Annotated in this window: 8 protein-coding genes and 1 pseudogene; 3 read left to right on the forward strand and 6 right to left on the reverse strand. The window is 72.1% G+C overall.

Annotated elements, in window-relative coordinates; all coding sequences use genetic code 11:
• The 3 genes from ACWC5C_RS17095 to ACWC5C_RS17105 form a co-directional block, all read right to left on the reverse strand.
• Positions 1-14,741, reverse strand: a 14,741-nt coding sequence (locus tag ACWC5C_RS17095) for an SDR family NAD(P)-dependent oxidoreductase (RefSeq protein ID WP_450876168.1), incomplete at its 3' end; no start/stop codon positions are given.
• A 218-nt stretch (positions 14,742-14,959) separates the two neighbouring features.
• A complete protein-coding gene (locus tag ACWC5C_RS17100; protein WP_450876169.1) occupies positions 14,960-17,743 on the reverse strand; it encodes an AAA family ATPase in 2,784 nt (927 codons plus the stop codon).
• A 381-nt stretch (positions 17,744-18,124) separates the two neighbouring features.
• Positions 18,125-19,021 carry a calcium-binding protein gene (locus ACWC5C_RS17105; protein ID WP_450876170.1) on the reverse strand — a complete coding sequence of 299 codons (897 nt, stop codon included), beginning with the start codon at positions 19,019-19,021 and terminating at the stop codon, positions 18,125-18,127.
• A gap of 289 nt (positions 19,022-19,310) precedes the next feature.
• Between ACWC5C_RS17105 and ACWC5C_RS17110 the strand changes: the two genes are divergently transcribed.
• On the forward strand, positions 19,311-21,716 hold the full coding sequence (locus ACWC5C_RS17110) for an ATP-binding cassette domain-containing protein (RefSeq protein WP_450876171.1): 2,406 nt from the start codon (positions 19,311-19,313) through the stop codon (positions 21,714-21,716).
• A gap of 13 nt (positions 21,717-21,729) precedes the next feature.
• Here ACWC5C_RS17110 and ACWC5C_RS17115 read toward each other — a convergent pair.
• Both ACWC5C_RS17115 and ACWC5C_RS17120 read right to left on the reverse strand, forming a co-directional pair.
• A pseudogene (locus ACWC5C_RS17115) lies at positions 21,730-21,885 on the reverse strand (MFS transporter); the annotation flags it as partial.
• A 117-nt stretch (positions 21,886-22,002) separates the two neighbouring features.
• Entirely contained in the window at positions 22,003-22,731 is a 729-nt protein-coding gene (locus ACWC5C_RS17120) for a haloacid dehalogenase type II (protein WP_450876172.1), read from the reverse strand.
• 99 nt (positions 22,732-22,830) lie between these two features.
• On the opposite strand from ACWC5C_RS17120, the gene ACWC5C_RS17125 reads away from it, so the two are divergent.
• A complete protein-coding gene (locus ACWC5C_RS17125; RefSeq protein ID WP_450876173.1) occupies positions 22,831-23,373 on the forward strand; it encodes a CGNR zinc finger domain-containing protein in 543 nt (180 codons plus the stop codon).
• A 13-nt stretch (positions 23,374-23,386) separates the two neighbouring features.
• Here ACWC5C_RS17125 and ACWC5C_RS17130 read toward each other — a convergent pair whose 3' ends face one another.
• Positions 23,387-24,259, reverse strand: coding sequence for an SAM-dependent methyltransferase (locus tag ACWC5C_RS17130; RefSeq protein ID WP_450876174.1), 873 nt, complete (start codon positions 24,257-24,259; stop codon positions 23,387-23,389).
• A 101-nt stretch (positions 24,260-24,360) separates the two neighbouring features.
• Between ACWC5C_RS17130 and ACWC5C_RS17135 the strand changes: the two genes are divergently transcribed.
• Complete coding sequence (locus ACWC5C_RS17135; RefSeq protein WP_450876175.1) at positions 24,361-24,765, forward strand: VOC family protein; 405 nt, start codon at positions 24,361-24,363, stop codon at positions 24,763-24,765.
• Positions 24,766-24,877: the final 112 nt, after the last annotated feature.

Genomic DNA, 24,877 nt, shown 5'->3' on the forward strand with positions numbered 1-24,877 from the left:
ATGTGCGGGCTGGGCTCGTCCACGTGGAGGGTCTTGGGGAGGGTGGCGTGGCGCATGGCCTGGATCATCTTGATGACGCCACCGATACCGGCCGCTGCCTGGGCGTGGCCGATGTTGGACTTGAAGGAGCCCAGCCACAGCGGCTCTTCGCGGTTCTGGCCGTAGGTGGCCAGCAGCGCCTGTGCCTCGATGGGGTCGCCCAGGGTGGTGCCGGTGCCGTGGCCTTCCACCGCGTCCACCTGGTCAGGAGTAAGACCGGCGTTGGCCAGGGCGGCGTTGATGACGCGTTGCTGGGACGGTCCGTTCGGCGCGGTGAGTCCGTTGGACGCGCCGTCCTGGTTGACCGCCGAGCCACGGATCACGGCCAGCACGGTGTGGCCATTGGCCTGGGCGTCGGAGAGCTTTTCGAGCAGGATCATGCCCGCGCCCTCGGCCCAGATGGTGCCGTCGGCGGCAGCGGAGTAGGACTTGGCCCGGCCGTCGGGTGCCAGCCCGCGCTGGCGGCTGAACTCCAGGAACATTCCGGCATTGGCCATGATCGTGGCGCCACCGGCCAGGGCCATGGAGCACTCGCCGCTGCGCAGCGACTGGCACGCCAAGTGGAGCGCCACCAGGGAGGAGGAGCAGGCGGTGTCGACCGTGACCGCCGGGCCCTCGAAGCCGAACGTGTACGACACCCGCCCGGACGCCACGCTCGCCGTCGTACCCGTCAGCAGATAGCCCTCGACCGGTTCGCCGCCGTGATGCGTCAGCGAGACGTACTCCTGGGCGGCCACCCCGGCGAACACACCGGTGGCGCTGCCGCGCAGGGTGTCGGGCCGTATGCCCGCGTCCTCGAACGTCTCCCAGGCCGTCTCCAGGAGGAAACGCTGCTGGGGGTCGAGCGCGAGGGCTTCACGTGGCGTGATGCCGAAGAACTCGGGGTCGAAGCGGTCGGCGTCGTAGAGGAATCCGCCCTGTTGGACGTAGGTCTTGCCGCGCACATCGGGGTCGGGGTCGTACAGGTTCTCGACATCCCAGCCACGGTTGTCCGGGAACGCTCCGACCGCGTCGCGGCCCTCGGCCACCAGCCGCCACAGCGCCTCCGGTGTGCTCGCGCCACCGGGGAAACGGCAGCCCATCCCCACGATTGCGATCGGCTCGGCCGTGTCGGTGGCAGCCGGTGCCGTACGGGCGGTGCGCCGGGCCACCTGGGCACCGGACTCACTCTCCCCGCTGCCCATCAGCTCGCCGCGCATATAGCCCGCCAGCACGGCGGGGGTGGGGTAGTCGAACAGCAGGGTGGACGGAAGGCGCATCCCCGAGGCCTTGTTGAGCGAGTTGCGGAGTTCCACCGAGCTGAGCGAGTCGAATCCCAGGTCCTTGAACGAGTGCACGGGGTCGATCGCGTCGGGCGAGCCGTGTCCGAGGACAGTGGCCACGTGTCCGCGCAGGAAGTCCAGGACGATCCGCTCCTGCTCGGCCTCGGAGTGCCCCGCGAGCGACTGCCGCAGACCGCCCGCGTCCGCTCCGGTCGCCGTCGCCTGGGCGGCGGTGCGCAGAGGCGTACGGACCAGCCCCCGGAAGATCGGCGCCACCGGGGCGGACGTGGCGCGGGCCCGCAGGCCCGGCAGGTCGAGCTTGGCCGGGACCACCACGGCGGGCTCCGCGCCGAGCGCCGCGTCGAAGTGCGCGAGCGCCTGTTCGGCGGGCATCGGCAGCAGCCCGTTGCGGCTCATCCGCGCCCGGTCCTGCTCATCGAGGGTTCCGGCCATGCCACCGCCCTGGTCCCACAGCCCCCAGGCGAGCGACGTGGCGGGCAGTCCGCTCGCCCGGCGGTGCTGGGCGAGGCCGTCCAGGAAGCTGTTGGCGGCCGCGTAGTTGGCCTGCCCGGGGGAGCCGAGGACACCGACCGCCGACGAGAACAGGACGAACGTGTCCAGGTCCCCGTCCCGGGTCAGCTGATGGAGGTTCCACGCGGCGTCCACCTTCGGGCGGAGCACCCCGTCGAACCGCTCAGGGCTGAGGGCCGTCACGATGCCGTCGTCCAGTGTCCCGGCGCAGTGCACCACCGCGCCCAGCGGATGCTCCTCCGGCAGACTCCCGAGCAGGGCTTCCAGCGCCTGCCGGTCGGCGGCGTCGCAGGCCGCGATGGTGACCTCGGCGCCGAGTTCGGCGAGTTCAGCGGCGAGGGTGCTCCCGGCCTGCGGGCCGCTCCGGCTGATGAGCAACAGCCTCCTGACCCCGTATGTGGTGACCAGGTGGCGGGCGAGGAGCGAGCCCAGGGCTCCGGTACCGCCGGTGATGAGCACCGTCTTGTCCGGGGCGAACGGCGCCGCTGAGGTGTCAGAAGTGCCAGGGTTGGCGGGGCGGGCGAGGCGCGGCGCCAGGAGTGCGCCGTCGCGTACGGCGAGTTGGGGTTCCATGGTGGCGAGGGCGGCGGGTACGGCCCTCAGCGAGGCATCCGAGCCGTCGAGGTCGATCAGCGTGAACCGGTCCGGGTGCTCCGACTGAGCGGTGCGGATCAGTCCCCAGACCGCCGACCCGGCCAGGTCGGTCGGCTCGTCCTCGGTGGCGGTGGACATCGCGCCCCTGGTCAGGATCACCAGGCGGGAGTCCGGTCGTTCGTCGGACACGACTGCCTGGACGAGACCGAGCACACGGTGGGTGAGGGAGCGGGTGGACTCTGCCGGGTCGGCGCCGTCCTCGGAGACACACCACGTGATGAACACGTGGGAGCCGGTGGGGCCGTCGTCAGGGAGCGCCACCGCGTCCTGCGGGATCTCGACCGTGCCCTGCACCTCGTCCTCGGGTGTCGGTACGGCGAGCCAGTCGACCTCGTACAGCTCTCCGGCGTCGGCGGCACGCGCGGCGGCGAGTTGGTCGGAGCCGACCGATCGCATGATGAGGGCGTCGATCGTCATGACCGGCGCACCCGTCTGGTCGGCGATGACCAGCGACACCGTGTCCGGGGTGGGCCACTGGAGACGGATGCGCAGGGCGCTCGCCCCCGTGGCGTGGAGGGACACGCCGCTCCACGAGAACGGCACCCTGATGGTGTCCTCCGCCGCCTCGCGCCCCGCGATGAGCGCCGCGGGCTGGAGCGCCGAGTCGAGCAGGCCGGGATGGATGCCGTACGCGCCGGGGTCCGCGTCCGTGGGCAGCGACACCTCCGCGTACGTGGTGTCCCCGTCCCGCCAGGCCGCGCGCATCCCACGGAACAGCGGCCCGTAGCCGAAGCCCGCACCGGTGACCCGGCGGTAGAACTCTTCCGTGTCCATGGGCTGGGAGGAGGCCGGGGGCCAGACGTCGTCCGTCAGCACACCGGCCGTCGAGGGGGCTTCCGGCGCTCCGGCCGCGAGCACTCCGGTGGCGTGGCAGGTCCACTCGTTCTCGGCCGGGGCGTCCTCCGGCCGGGAGTAGACCGCGAGGGAGCGCCGCCCGGAGTCGTCCGCCGGTTCGACGAGGACCCGTAGCTGGAGGGCGCCGCGTTCCGGCACGGCGAGGAACACATGGTGGGTCAGTTCCTCGATGTGGTCGCAGTCCACATGGCGTGCCGCGTGGAGGAGCAGATCCACGAAGGCCACGCCAGGGACGATCATCGCCCCGAAGATGGCGTGCTCGGCCACCCAGGCGGGGTCGGTCCCGGTGACGCGGCCGGTGAAGAGGTGTCCGCCACCGTTGGGGAGTTCGGCCAGGGTGGTCAGCACGGGGTGGCCGGTCGCCGTCAGCCCCAGACCAGCAGCACCCGCGGTGGGCCGGGGCCTTTCCAGCCAGTAGCGCTGGCGCTGGAAGGCGTAGGTGGGGAGGGCGGTGGGCGTGGCCGGTTCGCTGATCAGGGGAGCCCAGTGGACGGTGAGGCCGTGGGTGTGTGCGGTGGCGAGTCCGGTGAGGAGGGTGTGGTTCTCGTCCCGCTCTCGGTGCAGGACAGGGATGAATGTGGTGTCGGTGTCGTCCGGCAGGCTGTCCTGGGCCATGGTGGTGAGGGTGGCGTCGGGGCCGAGTTCGAGGTAGTGGCGGACGCCGTGGGTGTGGAGGGTGGTGATGCTGTCGGCGAAGCGGACGGCTTCGCGGACGTGGCGGGCCCAGTAGGCGGGTGTGGTGATGTCGTCGGGGTCGGCCAGCTCACCCGTGAGGTTGGAGACGAGGGGGATGGTGGGGGAGTGGTAGGTGAGTTCTGCGGCGATGCGTGTGAATTCGTCCAGCATCGCGTCCATGTGGGGGGAGTGGAAGGCGTGGGAGACGGTGAGGCGGCGGGTCTTGATGCCGTCTTCGGCGAGGGTGGTGGCGATGTCGGTGGTGGCTTGTTCGTCGCCGGAGATGACCAGGGAGGTGGGTCCGTTGATGGCGGCGATGGCCACTTCGTGTTCGCGGCCTTCGAGTAGCGGGCGTAGCTGCTCCTCGGTGGCGCGTACGGAGATCATGGCGCCCCCGGCGGGCAGCGCCTGCATCAGTGAGCCACGGGCGGCGACCAGGTAGCAGGCGTCGTCCAGGGTGAGGACTCCGGCGATGTGGGCGGCGGTGAGTTCGCCGATGGAGTGGCCGGTGACGTAGTCGGGAGTGATGCCGAAGGACTCCACCAGGCGGTAGAGCGCGGTCTCCAGGGCGAACAGTCCGGCCTGGGTGGAGCGGGTCTGGTTCAGCGGGCCCTGCTCCTCGGCGAAGACGACGTCCTTGATGGGCTGTTCGGCTTCCAGATACTGGTCCAACGTGGCGCAGACTTCATCGAACGCGTCGCGGTAGACGGGGTAGGTGTCGTAGAGCCGACGTCCCATGCCCGCCCGCTGTGCGCCTTGGCCGGTGAAGAGGAACGCGGTCTTGCCGGGGTGCGGTGTGCCGTGGACCACGGCCGGAGACGGTTCGCCACGCGTGAGGGCGTCCAGGGCGCGGGCGAACGCCTCGGGCTCATCCGCCACCACCACCGCCCGGTGGTGGAAGAGCGTCCGCGTGGTGGCGAGTGCGTCGGCGACTCGGTCCGGGTGCGGCTCGGGGCTCAGCTCCAGGTGGGTGCGTAACTGCTGCGCCTGGGCCCGTAGGGCCTGCTCGGTCTTGGCGGACAGGATCCAGGGGGCCGTGGTCGGTCGCGCCGTGGTGTCCGGGGCCGGTTCGAGAGGCGCGGGAGCTTGTTCGAGGATGAGGTGGGCGTTGGTGCCACTGATGCCGAAGGCGGAGACGGCGGCACGGCGGGGGCGGTCGCTCTCGGGCCAGGCACGGGCCTCGGTGAGCAGCTGGACACTCCCGGTGGTCCAGTCGATGTGCGGGCTGGGCTCATCGACGTGGAGGGTCTTGGGCAGGGTGGCGTGGCGCATGGCCTGGATCATCTTGATGACGCCACCGATACCGGCGGCCGCCTGCGCGTGGCCGATGTTGGACTTGAACGAGCCCAGCCACAGCGGCTCTTCGCGGTTCTGCCCGTAGGTGGCCAGCAGGGCCTGTGCCTCGATGGGGTCGCCGAGCGTGGTGCCGGTGCCGTGGCCTTCGACGGCGTCCACCTGGTCCGGGGTGAGACCGGCGTTGGCCAGGGCGGCGTTGATGACGCGTTGCTGGGACGGTCCGTTCGGCGCGGTGAGTCCGTTGGACGCGCCGTCCTGGTTGACCGCCGAACCACGGATGACGGCCAGGACGCGGTGCCCGTTGGCCTGGGCGTCGGAGAGCTTTTCGAGCAGGATCATGCCCGCGCCCTCGGCCCAGATGGTGCCGTCGGCGGCAGCGGAGTAGGACTTGGCCCGGCCGTCGGGCGCCAGCCCGCGCTGGCGGCTGAACTCGAGGAACATCCCGGCATTGGCCATGACGGTCGCGCCACCGGCCAGGGCCATGGAGCACTCATCGCTCCGCAGCGACTGGCACGCCATGTGCAGCGCCACCAGCGAGGAGGAGCAGGCGGTGTCGACCGTGACCGCCGGGCCCTCGAAGCCGAACGTGTACGCCACCCGCCCGGACGCCACGCTCGCCGTCGTGCCCGTCAGCAGGAACCCATCGACAGGCTCATCGCCCTGGTGGACGAGGGAGCCGTACTCCTGGGTGACGACTCCGGCGAAGACACCCGTGGCGCTGCCGTCCAGGGTGTCGGGGCGCAGCCCCGCGTCCTCGAACGTCTCCCAGGCGGTCTCCAGCAGCAGCCGCTGCTGGGGGTCGAGCGCGAGGGCTTCGCGGGGGCTGATGCCGAAGAACTCGGCGTCGAACTCGGCCGCGTCGTAGAGGAATCCACCCTCGCGGGCGTAGGTCTTGCCACGCACATCGGGGTCGGGATCGTACAGGTCGTCCAGGTCCCAGCCACGGTTGTCCGGGAACGCCCCGACCGCGTCGCGGCCCTCGGCCACCAGCCGCCACAGCGCCTCCGGTGTGCTCGCGCCACCGGGGAATCGGCATCCCATGCCGATGACCGCGATCGGCTCGTCATCGGAGGCGGCGGCCGTGATGGTCGTGGCGGCCCCGGTGTCGGCGGCGCGCGGGGTCTCCGTAGCCCTCGTCGCCTGGGCAGGGGCGTCCGGCAGGGGAGCGTCGCCGACCAGTTCGTCCTTGAGGTGGGTGATCAAGGCGGCGGGTGTGGGGTGGTCGAACAGCATCGTGGACGGCAGATGCAACCCCAGCGCCTCGCCCAGGACGATGAGCAGTTCGATGCCCGCGAGCGAGTCGAAGCCCAGGTCCTTGAACGAGGTTCCGGGGTCGATGGCGGGCGGCGAGCTGTGGCCCAGGACGGTGGCGATGTGCATGCGGAGGACGTCCAGCAACAACTCGCGCTGTTCGGCCTCCGGCAGCCCGGCCAGCCGCCCGCGCAGCGAGACGTCCTGGCCGGTGTCGCTGGTCCGGTCGGAGCGCGGGGCCGGGGCCTGAGCGGCGACGAGGTCGGCGAGCAGCGGCGACAGCGGGCTCGACGCCCGCTGCGCCGCGCGTACGCCGGTGACGTCGAGCCCGGTGGGCACGAGCACCGTGCGCCCGGTGGCGAGGGCCGCGTCGAAGAGCGCGAGGGCCCGTGCGGTGGGCATCGGCGCCAGCCCCTCGCGGCTCATACGGGCCAGACCCCGCCGGTCCAGGGTGCCGCCCATGCCGCCGTCCTCCGCCCACAGCCCCCAGGCGAGGGAAGTGGCGGGCAGGCCGTGTTCGCGGCGGTGGTGGGCGAGCGCGTCGAGGAAGGCGTTGGCGGCGGCGTAGTTGGCCTGTCCGGCGGTGCCCAGAGTGCCCGCGACGGACGAGAACAGCACGAACGCGGACAGGTCGGCGTCCTGGGTCGCCAGGTGGAGGTTCCACGCGCCATCGGCCTTGGGGCGCAGCACCGTGTCCAGCCGGTCCGGGCCCAGTTCGGTGACCACGCCGTCGTCCAGGACGCCCGCGCAGTGCACCACCGCGCCGAGCGGCTGGTTGTCGGGCAGGGTAGCCAGCAGCGCGGCCAGGGCCTCGCGGTCGTCGACGTCGCAGGCGGCGATGGTGGCCTCGGCGCCGAGAGCCGTTAGCTCCTCGATGAGGTCGCCCGCCGCTTCGGGGCCGCTCCGGCTGGTCAGCAGCAGCTTCCTGACCCCGTACCGGGTCACCAGGTGGCGCGCGAGGAGGCCGCCGAGGGCGCCGGTGCCGCCGGTGATGAGCACCGTGCGCTGGGCGTCGAAGGTGGTGGCGGTGGCCCTGGCTGATGCCAGAGGGGTGAGGCGGGGGACGAGTAACCGGCCCTCGCGTACGGCCAGTTGGGGTTCTCCGGTGGACAGCGCCGCCTCGATGGCCTCGTCGGAAGCCTGCGTGCCGTCGACGTCGATGAGGGTGAACCGGCCCGGGTGCTCGGACTGGGCCGAGCGGATCAGGCCCCACACCGAGGCCCCGGCCGGATCGGCGCCGGGCCCAGGGGCATCCGCGTCGGTGGACATCGCGCCCTCGGTGAGGACCACGAGGCGGCAGTCAGGACCCCCGTCCGCCAAAACAGCCTGCAGCAGATCCAGGGCGTGGCGCGTCGCGGCGTGTGCGGCCTCGGCTGGGTCGGCCCCGGCTTCGGTGCTTCCGGGGCACCGGGCGACGACCGTCTCCGGCCGGGCCGCACCGGACCGCAGCGCCGTACGCAGGGCCTCGGCGTCCGGGTACGTCACGGCCGCCGCGCCGAGCGCTGCCAGCCCGTCGCCCACGTCCCCGACCACGGCCCATCCCGCCGCCCCCTCGGGGGACACGGCGGAGTCCGGTGGCGTGGCCACCGCGCGCCAGGTGACCTCGTGGAGCGCGCCGTCGCGGTCGGGCCTGGCGGCGGCGAGCTGCTCGGGGCCGACCGGGCGCAGGACCAGGGAGTCGACGGTCAGGACCGGCGCACCGGCCGGGTCCATGACCCGTAGCGCGACCGCGTCGGCCGCGAGGGGCGCGAGGCGGACCCGCAGGGCGCGTGCGCCCGTCGTGTGGAGGGCCACGCCGTTCCAGGAGAACGGCACATTGAGCGTGCCGTCCTCGGAGGCGCCCGCCGCCAGGGCGAGCGGGTGGAGCGCGGAGTCGAGCAGCCCGGGGTGGACGCCGTAGTGGCCGGGGGTGGTGCCCGAGGGCAGGGCGACCTCGGCGTAGAGCACGCCGTCGCCGTCCCGCCAGGCGGCCGTGAGCCCCTGGAAGAGCGGGCCGTAGCCGAAACCGGCGTCGGCGAGCCGCTGGTAGAAGCCGTCGGTGCCGAGGGGTTCGGCGGAGGCCGGTGGCCAGGCCGCGTCGGCGGGTGCGGTGGTGTCCTCGGGATCGGCGGCGCCGAGCACGCCCGTGGCGTGGCAGGTCCAGTCGGCGCCCGGCGGGGCGTCCTCGGGCCGTGAGTGGACGGCGAAGGTGCGCCGCCCCGCGTCATCCGCCGCTCGTACGAGGACCCGCAGCTGGAGGGCGCCGCGCTCGGGCAGCGCCAGGAAGACGTGGTGAGTCAGCTCCTCGACGCGGGCACACCCCACCCGCGACGCGGCGTGCAGCAGCATGTCCACGAACGCCACGCCCGGCATGACCGGGGTGCCGAAAACGGCGTGGTCGGACGCCCAGCCGGGGGTGGCGGCGTTCACCCGGCCGGTCAGGAGCAGCCCGCCCGGGTCGGGGAGTTCGGCCGCGGTGGTCAGGATCGGATGGCCGGTGGCGGTCAGCCCCAGGCCACCGGCGCCCAGGGTGGGCTTCGGCGTGTCCAGCCAGTAGCGCTCGCGCTGGAACGCGTACGTGGGCAGGCCGACGGCCGGGGCCGGGACCTCGCCGAACAGACGGGCCCAGTCGATGGCGATCCCATGGGTGTGCAGACGGCCGAGAGCGCCCATCAGCGCCTGCGGCTCGTCGCGGTCGCGGTGGAGAGTGGGGACGAGGGTGGCGGTGTCGGGGTCGGTGAGGCAGTGGCGGACCATGGCGGTGAGGACACCGTCGGGCCCCAACTCCACGTAGTGGGTGACGCCTTCGGCCTCCAGCCGGGTCACCGCGTCGGCGAACCGTACCGTGCCACGCACATGCCGCACCCAGTAGTCGGGGTGCGCCACATCGCCATCCGCCATCACCGGGACGCGCGGCTGGTCGTACGTCACGCCCTGGGCGACCTGGCGGAAGTCCTCCAGCATCGGGTCCATCAGGGGCGAGTGGAACGCGTGGGACACCGTGAGGCGGTTCGTCCTGCGCTCACCGAGCCGTTCCACCACAGAGGTCACGGCGTCCTCGGCGCCCGAAAGCACCACGGAGGCAGGCCCGTTGACGGCCGCGAGGTCCACCTCGTCGGTCAGATACGGGGCCACCTCGTCCTCGGTGGCCTCGACCGCCACCATCGCACCCCCGGGCGGCAGCGCTCCCATCAGCCGCCCCCGCGCCGTGATCAGCGTGGCGGCGTCCACCAGGGAGAACACTCCGGCGACATGCGCGGCGGCCAGCTCCCCGATCGAGTGACCGGCGACGAAGTCGGGCCGTACGCCCCAGGACTCCACGAGCCGGAACAGCGCCACCTCCACCGCGAAGATGGCGGGCTGGGTGAACTCCGTACGGTGCAGCGCCTCCTCGTCGCCCCACACCACCTCGCGCACCGAGGGGTCGAGTACGGCGCACACCTCGTCGAAGGCGCGCGCGAACACCGGGAACGCCTCGTACAGCCCCCGGCCCATCCCCAGCCGCTGACTGCCCTGCCCCGTGAAGAGGAAAGCCGTCCTGCCGGGGCGGGCGGTGCCGCGCACCAGGGCGGGCGACGGCTCGCCGCGTGTGAGGGCGTCCAGCGCGCGGTCGAACGCCTCGCGGTCGGCCGCGATGGCGGCGGCGCGGTGGGGGAGGTGGGCGCGCGTGGTGGCCAGCGCGTGGCCGATGGCGGCGGGTGTGAGGCCGGGGCGGTCGGCCAGGTGGCCGCGCAGCCGCCGGGCCTGGTCCCGCAGCGCCTGCTCCGACTTGGCGGAGAGCACCCACGGGACCAGGGTCCCGTCAGACGCGCCCTCGTCCTCCCCGCCGCTCTCAGGAGCGGGGGCTTGTTCGACGATGAGGTGGGCGTTGGTGCCACTGATACCGAAGGAGGAGATGGCGGCACGGCGCGGATGGCCGTTCTCGGGCCAGGGCCGGGCCTCGGCGAGAAGCCGGATGTCGCCCGTGGTCCAGTCGATGTGCGGGCTGGGCTCATCGACGTGGAGGGTTCTGGGCAGGGTCGCGTGGCGCATGGCCTGGATCATCTTGATGACGCCACCGACACCGGCCGCCGCCTGCGCGTGGCCGATGTTGGACTTCAGCGAGCCCAGCCACAGCGGCTCTTCGCGCCCCTGACCGTAGGTGGCGAGCAGCGCCTGTGCCTCGATGGGATCGCCCAGCGTGGTGCCGGTGCCATGGCCCTCCACCGCGTCCACCTGGTCGGGCGTGAGCCCGGCACCCGCCAGGGCGGCGTGGATGACGCGCTGCTGGGACGGTCCGTTCGGCGCGGTCAGGCCGTTGGACGCGCCGTCCTGGTTGACCGCCGAGCCACGGATCACGGCCAGGACGGAGTGGCCGTTGGCCCGTGCGTCCGAGAGCCGTTCGAGCAGAATCATGCCCGCGCCCTCGGCCCAGATCGTGCCGTCCGCACCGGCCGCGAACGACTTGCACCGGCCGTCCGCCGCCAGCCCGCGCTGCTGCCCGAACTCCACGAACATGCCGGGGGTCGCCATGACCGTGACGCCGCCCGCCACCGCCAGCGCACAGTCCCCGACCCGCAGCGCCTGCACCGCCTGGTGCATCGCGACCAGCGACGACGAGCAGGCCGTGTCGATCGTCACCGCCGGGCCTTCGAGACCGAAGGTGTAGGCGAGCCGCCCCGAGGCGACGCTCGCGGTGGTGCCGGTGAGCAGATAGCCCCCCAGCCCGTCGTCGCCCTCGTGCAGCCGTGGCCCGTACTCCTGCGACATCGCGCCCACGAACACCCCGGTGCTGCTGCCCCGCAGCGTGCCCGGATCGATCCCGGCGCGCTCGAACGCCTCCCAGGTGACCTGCAGCAACACCCGCTGCTGCGGATCCATCGCGGTGGCCTCGCGCGGGCTGATGCCGAAGAACTCCGCGTCGAATTCGGCGGCGTCGTCCAGGAACCCGCCGTGCCGGGTGTAGGTCTTGCCCCGCACACCGGGCTCGGGGTCGTACAGGGCGTCCAGGTCCCAGCCCCGGTCGGTGGGGAACCCGGAAATGGCGTCCACGCCGCCCTCGACCAGCTGCCACAGCTCCTCGGGCGAACCGGCGCCACCGGGGAAGCGGCAGGCCATGCCGACGACCACGATCGGGTCGTCGGCGTCCACCGCCGATGCCACCGCCCGCCGCGCGGGCCCGACGGTCAACACATCTTCGCCCAGGGCAAGTTCGCACAGCTTCCGCGCCAGCCGGGACGGGCTCGGATGGTCGAAGACGATGGTCTCCGGCAGCGTCAGCGCGGTGGCGTCCATGAGGTTCTGCCGCAGCTGGACCGCCATCGTGGAGTCCATGCCCAGCTCACGGAACGCCCGCTCGACGTCCACCGTGTCCGTGCTCAGATGGCCGAGCACGATGGCCGTACGCAGCCGCACCAGCGCCAGCGCCCTACGGTGCCGCTCGTCCTCCGTCAGCCCGGCAAGCCGCTCCGACCACGTCGCGTCCGCCACGGGTTCTTCCGCACGATTCTGCGGGGCGGCGGCCCGCGCCACCGGCTCGAAGTCGGTGGCGCCCTCCGGCCAGTAGCGCTCGCGCTGGAACGCGTACGTCGGCAGCGCCACGCGGCGCGGTGTCCGCCCCGCGAAGACGGCGGACCAGTCCACGGGCAGGCCGCGCACATGCAGCTCCGCCAGCGAGGTCAGCAGCGGCGGCCACGGCGCCTCGTTGCGCCGCAGCGACCCCACGACCAGCGCTTCCGGCAGTGTCTCGCGCAGTCCGAGGGTGAGGACGGGATGCGGGCTCGACTCGACGAACGTGCCGAACCCGGCCTCCGCCATGTTCCGGAGCGTCGTCTCGAAGAGGACGGGCTGACGCAGATTGGTGTACCAGTACGCGGCGTCCAGCCCCGCCGTGTCGATGGCGCTTCCGGTGACCGTCGAGTAGAACGCGATGTCACACGAACGCGGTGTCACCCCCGCCAGCTGCTCCAGCAACCGCTCCCGGATGGCCTCCATATGCGGCGAGTGCGAGGCGAAGTCCACGGCCGGGACGGCCTTCGCCCGGATCCCGTCCGCCTCGCAGCGGGCCAGCAATGCGGCCACCACCTCGGGCGCCCCGGCCACCACCGTGGTCCCGGGCCCGTTGACCGCGGCGATGGACAGCCCGTCGCCGAAGGGGGCGATGTACGCGGCGACCCGGTCGGCCGGGAGCGGCACCGACGCCATCGCCCCGGTGCCCGCCAGCGTCATGATGGTCCGGCTGCGCAGCGCCACCACCCTGGCGGCGTCCTCCAGGCTGAGCGCCCCCGCGATGTGCGCGGCGGCCACCTCGCCCTGCGAATGCCCCACCACCGCGTCCGGCCGCACTCCCAGTGACTCCCACACCCGGGCGAGCGACACCATCACCGCGAACAGCACGGGCTGGACCACATCCGCGCGCTCCAGGGACGGCGCGCCGGGCGCGCCCGTGAGCGTGTCCAGCAGCGACCAGTCGGTGTGCGGGGCCAGCGCCTCGTGGCACGCCTCGACCGAGGCGCGGAAGACCGCCGACGTACGCAGCAGCTCGCGCGCCATGCCCTCCCACTGCGAGCCCTGCCCCGGGAACACCAGCGCCACCTTGCCGTGGTCGCCCGTGACACCCGTGATCAGGCCGGGCATCTCCTCCCCGGTCCGCAACGCCGCCAGCTGCGCGTCGTGGTCGAGCCCGAGCGCCACGGCCCGGTGCTCGAAGTGGGTGCGGGTGCGGGCGAGCGACCAGCCGATGTCGTACGCGTCCCCGTCCCCGTCAGCCGTCGGCCGCTCCCGCAGCCGCCCGGCCTGGGCGCGCAGCGCGGCCTCCGTGCGCCCGGACACCAGCCACGGTGCCAGCGGGATCACCGGCTCGCCGCCGCTCTCCGAAGCCTCCGGCGTGGCCCGCTCCGGCCCCTCGGCGACCACCACGTGGCAGTTCGTCCCGCCCACGCCGAACGAACTCACCCCGGCCAGCAGCGGCGCGTCCGGCCACGGCCCGCACTCGCTCTGGACCCGCAGGTTCAGCGCCTCGGGGTCGATACGGGGGTGCGGCGTCGCGTAGTTGAGGCTCGCCGGGATCTCCCGGTGGCGGATGCTCAGCGCCGTCTTGATCAGCCCGACGATGCCCGCCGCGCCCTCCAGATGCCCGACGTTGGTCTTGGCCGAGCCGACGAGCACGGGCGAGCCCGCGGGCCGCGCGCTGCCGTACGCGGCGCCCACGCCCGCCGCCTCCAGCGGATCGCCCGTCGGCGTGCCCGTGCCGTGCAGCTCCACGTAGCGCACCCGCGCCGGGTCCACCCCCGCGTCGGCGCACGCCTGCCGCGCCACCGCCGCCTGCGCCTCGGCGCTGGGCACGGTGAGCCCGTCGGTGGCGCCGTCGTTGTTGACCGCGCTGCCGACGATGACCCCGTACACCGTGTCCCCGTCGCGTACCGCGTCCACCAGCGGCTTCAACACGACGACCCCGCCGCCCTCACCGCGTACGTAGCCGTTGGCCCGCGCGTCGAAGGTGAAGCAGCGCCCGTCCGGCGACAGCCCGCCGAACCGCCCGGCCACCTCGGCGCTCTCGGGCGCGAAGTTGAGCGCCACACCGCCCGCCAGCGCCAGCGTGCACTCGCCCCTGCGCAGGCTCTCCACCGCCAGATGCACCGCCACCAGCGACGACGACTGCGCGGTGTCCACCGCGAGGCTCGGGCCGCGCAGCCCCAGCGCGTACGACACCCGGTTGGCGATGACACCCCGGTTCAGCCCCGGCAGCGAGTGCTGGGTGATCGCGCCGCCGCGCCGCGCCACCGCCGCGTAGTCGGCGGCGATCGCCCCGACCATCACACCCGTCGCGGTGGAACGCAGCGTCTCCGGGACGATGCCCGCGTCCTCCAGCGCCTCCCAGGCCAGTTCGGCGAACAGCCGCTGCTGCGGGTCGATCGCCACCGCCTCACGTGGCGAGATGCCGAAGAACGCCGCGTCGAACGCGTCCACCCGGTCCAGGAAACCGCCGTGGCGCAGCCCGGCCCGATGCCGCTCCCCGTCGTCCGGGAGCCCCTCATCCGGCAGCCCCTCGCCCGGCAGCACCGTGTCCGGGTCCCAGCGGTCCGGCGGGACCTCGGTGATGGCGCTGCGGCCCGCGCGCAGCAACTCCCAGAAGGCACCGGGGTCCGGTGCCTGGGGGAGGCGGCACGACACGCCGGTGATTGCGATGGCATCAGTACCGTGAACAAGATCACTCGTCATGGTGGCGAGTGCCTCCCTCATCGCGCGCTGTCGAAAACGCCGGGCTGGCGTTCGTCCTGAGGGACGATCCTCGGCGCCGCCACTCACCCCTAGCTACCCGTAGAACCCCCTAGGAGGCCGCCACTCAGGCGGCGACGGCGCCGCAGAACAGCGAAGTCCGCCTGCCCCGTCGGGAAACGGGACAGGCGGACGACGGCCCTCACCGGGGCGCTGACCGGTCAGGCGGACTCGTAGCTGACCGCGTGGGCCCCCTGCAACAGCTGCTCGCGGTTTCTGATGCCCATCTTGCGGTACACACGGGTCAGATGCTGTTCCACGGTGCTGACGGTGATGAACAGCTTGTCGGCGATCTCGCGGTTCGCGTACCCCTGGGCGGCCAGCATGGCGACGCGCCGCTCCGACTCGCTGAGCCCGCCGAAGCTGTCCTGGTCGGCGCGGTCGTCACCACGGGACTCCGCGCTCCCGCGCGTGCCGATGCTCCGTGGCGCGGACGTCGGAAGCAGCGCCTGGCACAGGGGTTCCGCCTGGCAGCTCTTGGCGAGCCGCCACGCCCGCCGCGCGGTCGGCCGCGCCCGCTTGTCCCCCAGCTGCTGGTACGCGCGGCTCAGATCGGCCAGTACGGCGGCCGCCTCGTACCGCGCGCCACTCACCTCCAACAGGCGGAACGCGTCCCGCAGGATGGCGGGTTGCTGGGCGGTGGGCTGGATCAGGGCCAGGCCGTGCAGGGCCATCCCGCGCGACCGGCTGAGCCCGGTGTCCGGCCTCGCGAGCTGCTTCTCGACGAGCCGGGCCGCCCGCTCCCGGTCGCCCAGCCGCAGCCACGCCTCCGCCTCGCCCAGCCGCCAGGGCGCCACGGTGGGCGTGTCGACGTTCCAGCGGAGCATCAGGCTGCCGCACCCCTGGAAGTCGGACAGCGCCAGATACGTGTTGCCGGTGGCGAGGTGGTGGCGGCCGCGCGCGTACAGATAGTGCAGCCCGGCGCGGGTCAGGAACAGCTCGGGCGGCGGCTCCGGAGCCAGATACCCGGCCGCCGCCTGGTGATCGCCCATCGCCGTGTGCGCCTCGATCAGTATGGCCAGCGCCAGCGCGCTGCTGACGTTCCACCTCGGCCCCGACAGCCGGGCGTACGCCGTTTCCGCCTGGCGCACGGCGTCCGCCAGCCGTCCGCGCCGCAGCGAGACGAGAGCGCCGACGCAGGCGATCTGCGCCCGCCACGCCGGGGCGTCATGGCGCCCCGCGTCGCCCGCCAGATGATCGTGCCATCTGGCCGCGGCGTCCAGCTGATCCGCGTAGCACAGCGCCAGGAGCGCCTTCGGCAGGCTGCTGAGCTGCGAGGTCACCGCGTTCGGGCTGGCCTGGAACACCTGCTGTGCCAGGGCGATGGCGTACTCGTCGGCACCCCGCTCCAGGACCAGGGCGAGGGCGTGGCGGGCGCGCAGCTCGGAGTGGGACATGGCCGGGGCCGCGGTGGCGGGCAGCGGACGGCTCAGCCGGTCGAGCACGCCGGGGACCTCCGAGGCCATGAGCATCCGGGTGCCGTGCAGCGCGGTCGCCATCTCCTCGTCGCCGTCGTTGAGATGCTCCACGGTCATCAGGGCGTCGTCGAAGCTGAGGTGGAACAGCATGCCTTCGGCGGCCCACAGCGCGTCGTAGCCCGTCAGCTTTCCTTCCAGGATGGGCGCCTTGAGCGCGAGGAAGTGCGGCGCCGAGTCGGCGGGGCGCAACTGCCACTGGCCGCACGCGTACTGCGACTTCACGGACAGCCGCTGCGCCTCGTCCGAGCAGCATTCGCGGGCCAGCTCCAGACACCGGATGCCCCGCTGGACATCGCCGTCGTCCAGGGCCTGGCAGGCGGCCTCCCGCAACACGCCCAGCACCCAGTCCTCGTGCAGCGGACCGGCCCCGAGCAGCTGCACGGCGACCGCCTGGGGCGGCGCCCCGCTGTCGTACAGCAGGCGTGCGGCGCGATACCGCAGCGCCGTCGCCTCGTCGTGCGGCATCTCGCCGAGGACCGCCTGCCGTACGCCCCCGTGCCGCAGCCGCGCACCGCTGAGCACACCGATCCCGGTGAGCAACCGGAGATAGCGCTTGAGCAGTTCGGTGTCGATGCCGCTCAACCGGCTCAGCAGCAGAGGCGTGGCAGCCTCGTCCAACAGCGCCACACACCGGGCGAGAAGCACCGCGCGCGGGCCGATCCGGTGCAGATACGCGAGGACCGCCTGATGGAAGACGGGCCCGATCGATATCCCGCCCTCGGGGAGCGGCGGGGTCCCGTCGCCCTCCGAGGGGCCCGCGCCGCCCGTGGATTCGGGTGTGACGCGCAGCCGGTGTTCCTCGATGAGTGCCTGTGCGAGCAGCGGATTGCCACCGCTCAGGGCGTGGATCTCGGTGATGAGCCGGTCCGAGGGCGGGGATGGTGCCAGCTCCCTGACCCCCGCCCGCGACAGCGGCCCCAGGTGGAAACGGCGCACGCTCGTCCGGTACAGCAGGTCGTGCAGGATGCGCGGCGGCTGCTCCTCGACGGTGACACCGCGCGTGAACACCAGCGCGAGGCGGAGCCGGGTCAGGCGCTGCGCCACGTAGCGCAGACAGGAGAGGCTGGAGGTGTCGGTGTGCTGGATGTCGTCCACCGTGATCAGCAGCGGACGCCGGGCCGCCAGTCCGGCGATGAGCTGGTACGTGCGTTGCGCGGCGGCCAGCGGGTCGTCCTCGGCCACCGGTGGGACGGAACGTGCGTCGATCGCGTGGAAGAGCTGGGCGAAGGCGCTGTACGGGACCTCGCGCTCATGGGGCGAACTCACCACACCGAGCACCGTGCTGCCCGCCGCGGTGGCCCGTTCCGCCAGTGCGTTGAGCACCGTGGTCTTGCCCATCGCCGTCGAACCGCTGACCGCGGCGATGGCCCCCCGGCCGCGCGCGGACTGCATCAGGAGATCATCGAGCTGATCCAGTAATTTTCTTCGTTCCACCAACACTGCTGAGCTTCCCCCTGTCGGCGTCATTGATCACGAAGCCGGTTCCGCTTTCCAGCATGCCCGGAAACGGAACGGACTCGTCAATGCTGGAAGTTCGTGACCTGCATTCGGTCACTATCCGGGCGGTAGGATATTCGGCGCGACGCTGCTGAACACCCCTTGGCCGTGTTCCTAGGGAAATCTTAGTCATGGAACCCGCCGGTATCCGGGAAGAAGGCCCGGTCAGGTCGTTGCGGACTGATGAATTCCCTGCGCGTGTCGCGCTCGGATCATGGAAATGCCAAAGCAGTAGAGAAACAGGGTATTTTGTTGTAGACACCCGTCACGCACGGGGACCAGAAGTAATGGTCCCGGACACGGCGAAGGCCGCGGCGGGTTCCGCCGCGGCCTCGGGTGATGGCTCAGCCGTCAGTCCTGGTACACCTTGTTCTTGCCCGCGCCGCCGGAGAGCGTGTCCGTGCCCTTGCCGCCGTACAGCGTGTCGTCGCCGGTGTTGCCGTACATGGTGTCGTTGCCGTCCTCGCCGTACAGCGTGTCGTCGCCCTTGCCGCCGTATACGAAGTCGTTGTCGGACCCGGCGCGAAGGATGTCGTTCCCGTCGTCGCCGTACAGATTGTCGGCCTCGCCGGTTCCGGTGAGGGTGTCGTTCCCGGCGTCGCCGCGGCACTCGTACGAGCAGGCGCCGGTGATCGTGTCGTCGCCCGCGCCGCCCCGGACGCCCATGCCGTCGCCGCCGTCGACGCGGTCGTCGCCGTCCTCGCCCAGGAAGTGGTTCTGCCCGGTGCCCTGGAGGACATCGGCCCCGGCGCCACCGCGGAGCGCGGCGATCGTGCCCGCCTTGCCGTCGACCGTCGCGGTGTCGTTCCCGTCGCCCAGGAACAGCTCGAAGGTGGTCGAGTCGTCGGAGCCGAGCGGCTCGGCTATGACGCACTGCACGACGGTGTGATCGGCCGCCGAGGGGTACTTACAAGCGTCCCACCGCGCCGCCGACGGGTCGATGCCCATACCGGCCTGGTCGCGGAAGGTGATGAGGAAGTCGCCGCCGAACTCGGAGGGGTCGACGTCGATGTTCTCCGTGGAGACCGTCACCTTGTTCGTCTGCCCGGCGGCGGCCATGTACGAGAGCACACCGTCCTCGTGGGTGAGGGTGGTCTGGGCCGCTGTGGACGAGGTGGCTGAGGTGTTCGCGGTGTCCGCGTGGGCGGCGGGCGCCCAGAGCGCGGCCCCGCCTAAGGCGACGGCGAGCGCGGCGGTGGCGGTGGCGGTGGCGGTGGCGGTGGCGGCGAGGGTTCGGTGCTGAGCCATGCGGAAGTGCCCCTTCGGGTAAGTGGCGGTTGATCACCCGCATAGACAGGGCGCCGGGGGACCGGGTTGCCCCGGAAACACCACTTCAGTTGCCTGGGGCGAACATGTCACCGGGGGGCTTCCCGGAGTTCCTCTGAGGGGCCCCGGGAGGCAACCACGGGACCGCTGGCCGGAACGATCAGAGGCCGGTCAGAGATGGAGAAGCGCGGCTGCCGCACCGCGGCTAACGTGACTCCAGCGCATCATGAGACCGGCTCGCGCCACGGCCCGCGCCATGGATGGAGACACGATGAGTACGACCATGAGGACGGACACGCCGTCGCCTGCCCCGCACATCGCCGACAGCCACGATCTGATCCGTGTGCACGGTGCGCGCGAGAACAACCTCAAGGACGTCAGCATCGAGATCCCCAAGCGCCGGCTGACGGTGTTCACCGGCGTCTCCGGCTCGGGGAAAAGCTCCCTGGTGTTCGACACGATCGCCGCCGAGTCCCAGCGGATGATCAACGAGACGTACAGCACCTTCGTACAGGGCTTCATGCCGACGCTCGCCCGGCCCGAGGTCGATGTGCTCGATGGGCTGACCACCGCGATCATCGTCGACCAGCAGCGGCTGGGCGCCGACCCGCGCTCCACGGTCGGCACCGCCACCGACGCCAACGCGATGCTGCGCATCCTCTTCAGCCGCCTCGGCCAGCCGCACATCGGCCCGCCCGGCGCGTTCGCCTTCAACGTCCCCTCGGTCCGGGCGAGCGGCGCGATCACGGTCGAACGCGGCAACAGCAAGGCCGTGAAGGCGACCTTCAGCCGCACCGGCGGCATGTGCCCGCGCTGCGAGGGCCGGGGCACGGTCTCCGACATCGACCTCACCCAGCTCTACGACGACTCCAAGTCCATCGCCGAGGGCGCGTTCACCATCCCCGGCTGGAAGTCGGACAACGTGTGGACCGTGGGGCTCTACGCCCAGTCGGGCTTCCTCGACCCGGACAAGCCGATCCGCGACTTCACCGAGAAGGAGATGCGGGCCTTCCTCCACGGCGAGCCGACCAAGGTGAAGGTCAACGGCGTCAACCTCACCTACGAGGGGCTGATCCCCAAGATCCAGAAGTCGTTCCTGTCCAAGGACCGGGAGGCGATGCAGCCGCACATCCGGGCGTTCGTGGACCGGGCGGTCACCTTCACCGCCTGCCCCGACTGCGACGGCACCCGGCTGAACGAGGGGGCCCGGTCGTCGCGGATCGACGGAATCAACATCGCCGACGCCTGCGCGATGCAGATCAGCGATCTGGCCGCCTGGGTGGGCGGCCTGGCCGAGCCATCGGTGGCGCCGCTGCTCGTCGCGCTGCGGCACACCCTCGAATCGTTCGGCGAGATCGGCCTCGGCTATCTCTCGCTCGACCGGCCGTCGGGCACGCTGTCGGGCGGCGAGGCGCAGCGCGTCAAGATGATCCGCCACCTCGGATCCTCGCTGACCGATGTCACCTACGTCTTCGACGAGCCCACCATCGGGCTGCACCCCCATGACATCCAGCGGATGAACAACCTGCTGCTGCGACTGCGGGACAAGGGCAACACGGTGCTCGTCGTGGAGCACAAGCCGGAGACGATCGCCATCGCCGACCATGTCGTGGACCTCGGCCCCGGCGCGGGTACGGCGGGCGGCAGCGTCTGCTTCGAGGGCACCGTCGAGGGGCTGCGGACCGGTGGCACCATCACCGGCCGCCACTTCGACGACCGGGCCGCCCTCAAGGAGACGGTACGGACACCCAGCGGCACCCTGCCGATCCGTGGCGCGAGTGCGCACAACCTGCGGGACGTCGACGTCGACATCCCGCTCGGGGTGCTGGTCGCCGTCACCGGCGTGGCGGGCTCCGGCAAGAGTTCGCTGCTGCACGGCTCACTGGTGGCCGGTCCGAAGGCCGCCGAGGAGGGAGTGGTGGCGATCGACCAGAGCCCCATCCGTGGCTCCCGGCGCAGCAATCCTGCGACGTACACGGGGCTGCTCGAACCGATCCGCAAGGCGTTCGCCAAGGCCAACGGCGTGAAGCCCGCGCTGTTCAGCGCCAACTCCGAGGGCGCCTGCCCGCACTGCAACGGCGCCGGTGTCATCTTCACCGACCTGGCGATGATGGCCGGTGTCTCCACCACCTGCGAGGAGTGCGACGGGAAGCGGTTCCAGGCGTCGGTCCTGGACCACCACCTCGGCGGCCGCGACATCAGCGAGGTGCTGGCCATGTCGGTGGCCGAGGCCGAGGAGTTCTTCGGCGCGGGTGAGGCCCGTACGCCCGCCGCGCACCGCATCCTCGGCCGCCTCGCCGACGTCGGGCTCGGCTACCTCAGCCTGGGCCAGCCGCTCACCACGCTGTCCGGCGGGGAGCGGCAGCGGCTCAAGCTGGCCACGCACATGGCCGACAAGGGCGGTGTCTACGTCCTCGACGAGCCGACCACCGGTCTGCACCTCGCCGATGTCGAGCATCTGCTCGGCCTGCTCGACGGGCTGGTGGACGCCGGTAAGTCGGTCATCGTCATCGAGCACCACCAGGCGGTGATGGCGCACGCCGACTGGATCATCGACCTCGGCCCCGGCGCGGGCCACGACGGCGGCCGGATCGTCTTCGAGGGCACCCCCGCCGACCTCGTCGCCGCGCGCTCCACCCTCACCGGCGAACACCTGGCGGCCTACGTCGGCGCCTGACCGGGGCGTTAGTCATGGTCTCGGTGTTCGGGGCGAACCTGCAGCCGAGCGTGGCCAGGAAGCACACCACGGCCAGCAGCAGCGAGCTGGTGACCATGCCCTCCGTGACGGGGGTTAGGCCCAGGTCGTCGGTCATATAGGGCAGGGCGTTACGGAGGATTCGGGCATCGAGGCGGGACACCTGCTCATGGCCGACCGCGACCGCGGCCACCCCCTGCCCACCCGAAGCTGGTGGTACGAGGCACCAGCGCGCCGCCCCGGCCGTCGGGCTTGCCCGCCCGCAGGGCTACCTCGCCGTCAGCGCGGTGACCAGTTCGTCCAGCCCGTTGAACCGCCCGTCGAAGGCGTCGGAGCCGGTCGGCGGATCCCCGGCCGGTCGCCTGATGTAGGCGGTCCGCATGCCCCTCGCCCGGGCGCCGCGGAGGTCCCAGGCGTGGGCGGCCACCATGAGTACGCGTTCGGGTGGGCATCCGGCGGCGTCGATGGCCAACTGGTAGACCTCCGGCGCCGGTTTGTAGGCCAGGGCCGCTTCGGCGGACAGGGCTTGGTGCCAGCGCAGCCCGGCATGGGCGTTGAGCCGCAGCAAGGCGGTGCGGCTCGCGTTGGAGAGCCCGAGCGTGGGGAAGTGTCGCGCGAGCCGTTCGAGACCGGCGGTGGAGTCGGCCCACGGAGGCAGGCGCTGCCCCGCCGTGGCCAGCCGGGCGATGGTCGCCGGATCGGTGAGTCCGGCACGGTCGGCCACCCGCCCGGCGGCCTCCGCGTCGATGATCTCGGTATTGACGTACGCGCGGTGCCCTTGCCCGATGCGTCGCTGCTCGCACTCGACGTGCTGCTGCCACATGGTGAGCAGCGCGTCGTCGGCCGCGTCGTCGGATGGGTCGTCGCACGCGTCGTCGGACGGGTCGTCGGACGCGGGCAACGCGTCGCGCAGGGCCGCACGCAGCCCGCCGGGTTCGTCGACCAGTGTTCCGAGGACGTCGAAGACGACGACCTCGATGCCGTGGATCTCGGCCATGCGCCCTCCTGCGTTCGTGCTGGCGTCACCAGCTCAGCCGGTGACGACCTTGTCACCGGGCCCGTCACCGGTCAAGATGGTGACGTGAAATTCGCATTCGTGAGCGGTGACCCAGCCCTCGACCTGGCCGCCACTGTGGGGTCGCGCCGGGACGAGCCCATCGACGTCCTGGCCGCTCCCGCCGACCTGGAGCGGTGGGTGGCCCAGTGTGACGCGCTTCCCGAACGGGTCACCGCCGACTCCGCGACGTTCGAGTCCGCGCTGTCACTGCGAGAAGCGATCTACCAACTCGCTCTCGATCGCGTGCTCCATCGGGCCTTCGATCCGGGCAGCCTCGAGATCGTCAACGGCGCGGCCGCCGGGCCGGTGCCCACGATCGAACTCGGCGACGCGGGGCTGCGGATCTCGGGCGACCTCCCGGCCGTGCTCGCCCACATCGCCAGGAGCGGTATCGCCGTGCTCGCCGATCCCCACGCCTGTCTCAAGGAGTGCGGTCGCGGTGGCTGCACCCGCATCTACCTCGACCGTTCGCGCGGTGCCAGGCGTACCTGGTGCGGGATGGACGAGTGCGGCAACCGCGTCAAGGCCGCTGCCTATCGCGCCCGCAAACGGGCCGCGGCCACGGCGGCCGTTCGCCGGTGAGGTGCGTGGGATCTCAAGAGGGGCCGTGCGGCCGGATCCTGGCGACCCCGGCGTAGGCCCACACCCGTGCCGGGTCGTAGCCGAGCCCGTCCTCCGGCCGTGGCGCCGGGCCGAGTTCGGGATGCCACTCCGGCAGCCGTACCACTCCGGGCTCCACCGGATGTGTCCCGTCGAACAGCCGGAGGATGTCGGCGTGGTCGCGCAGCACCATGGGCGCGGCCACGTTGCGCTCGGCGTAGACGGCGGCCCCGGCCGATGTGGTGGGGGAGTAGTCGCCGGTCGCGTGGGACATCGCCAGGTAGCTGCCGTCGGGCAGCGCGTCGCAGTACGTGCGGATGAGGGCGGCCGGGTCCGCCTCGTCGGGGACGAAGTGCATGACCGCGGAGAGGATCAGCGCGATGGGCCGGTCCCAGTCGAAGATGTCCGCCGCGCGCGCCTCGCCGAGCACCGCGGCGGGCTGGTGCAGATCCCCGTGCCGGTAGGCCACACGGCCAGCCGGTCCGGACGTCAGCAGCGCCCTGGCGTGGGCCAGCACGATGGGGTCGTTGTCCATGTAGAGCACCCGGCAGGCCGGGTCCACCCGCTGCGCCACCTCGTGCAGATTCGGGGAGGTGGGCACCCCCGTGCCCAGGTCGAGGAACTGCCGCACCCCCGCCGTCTCCGCCAGATACCGCACCGCCCGGTGCATCCACGCCCGGTTCCCCCGCGTGCTGTCCCGCACCTGCGGCGTACGGCGCAGCACCTCTTCGGCCGCCTCCGCGTCGACCGAATAGTGGTCCTTGCCGCCGAGGTAGCAGTCGTACATCCGGGCGGGATGCGGCCGACCCGTGTTGATCTGCTCGGGCGCGAAGCCGAGTGTCTGCGGGGTCTGGCCATCGGCGGGCATCGGGGCTCTCCTCGGAAAAGGACAGGAGCGGAAGTACGGTCGTGCGTAGGGTATGTGGTCCGCGCCGATCCGAACGTCCGTTTCGCCTGGGAGGCCCAGACATGGCCAGTAAGTTCAGTGAGCTTGCTATCGACTGTGCCGATCCCCACGGTCTCGCCCGGTTCTGGTGCGCGGTCCTTGGCTACGAGGTGCGAGACGAGGGCGAGGGCGACGGGGGCGACGACGTCGTCTCGATCGGCTCCCCGTTGGTGCCGGAAGGCAGGGACCGCCCTGGCCCGGTGCCACCGACGCTGACCTTCGCGCGGGTGCCCGAGGGCAAGACCGTCAAGAACAGGCTCCACATCGACATCAACCCCACCGACCGGGAGCAGGACGAAGAGGTCAGGCGCCTGCTCGACCTGGGCGCTCGGCACACCGACGTCGGCCAGAAGGGCGATGAGAGCTGGGTCCCGCTGGTCGACCCGGAGGGGAACGAGTTCTGCGTCCTCGCGGGCCGCCGCCCCTGAGCCTGAGGACGTCTGGTGATCCTGAGTGCGTCTAGGTACGCGTACTCAGGCGGGAGCGCTCCCATGGGAGGAGAGTCGCGCGTATGACATCGCCCGCGCGACCCCATGCTCC

It is taken from the genome of Streptomyces sp. NPDC001700, assembly GCF_053596435.1.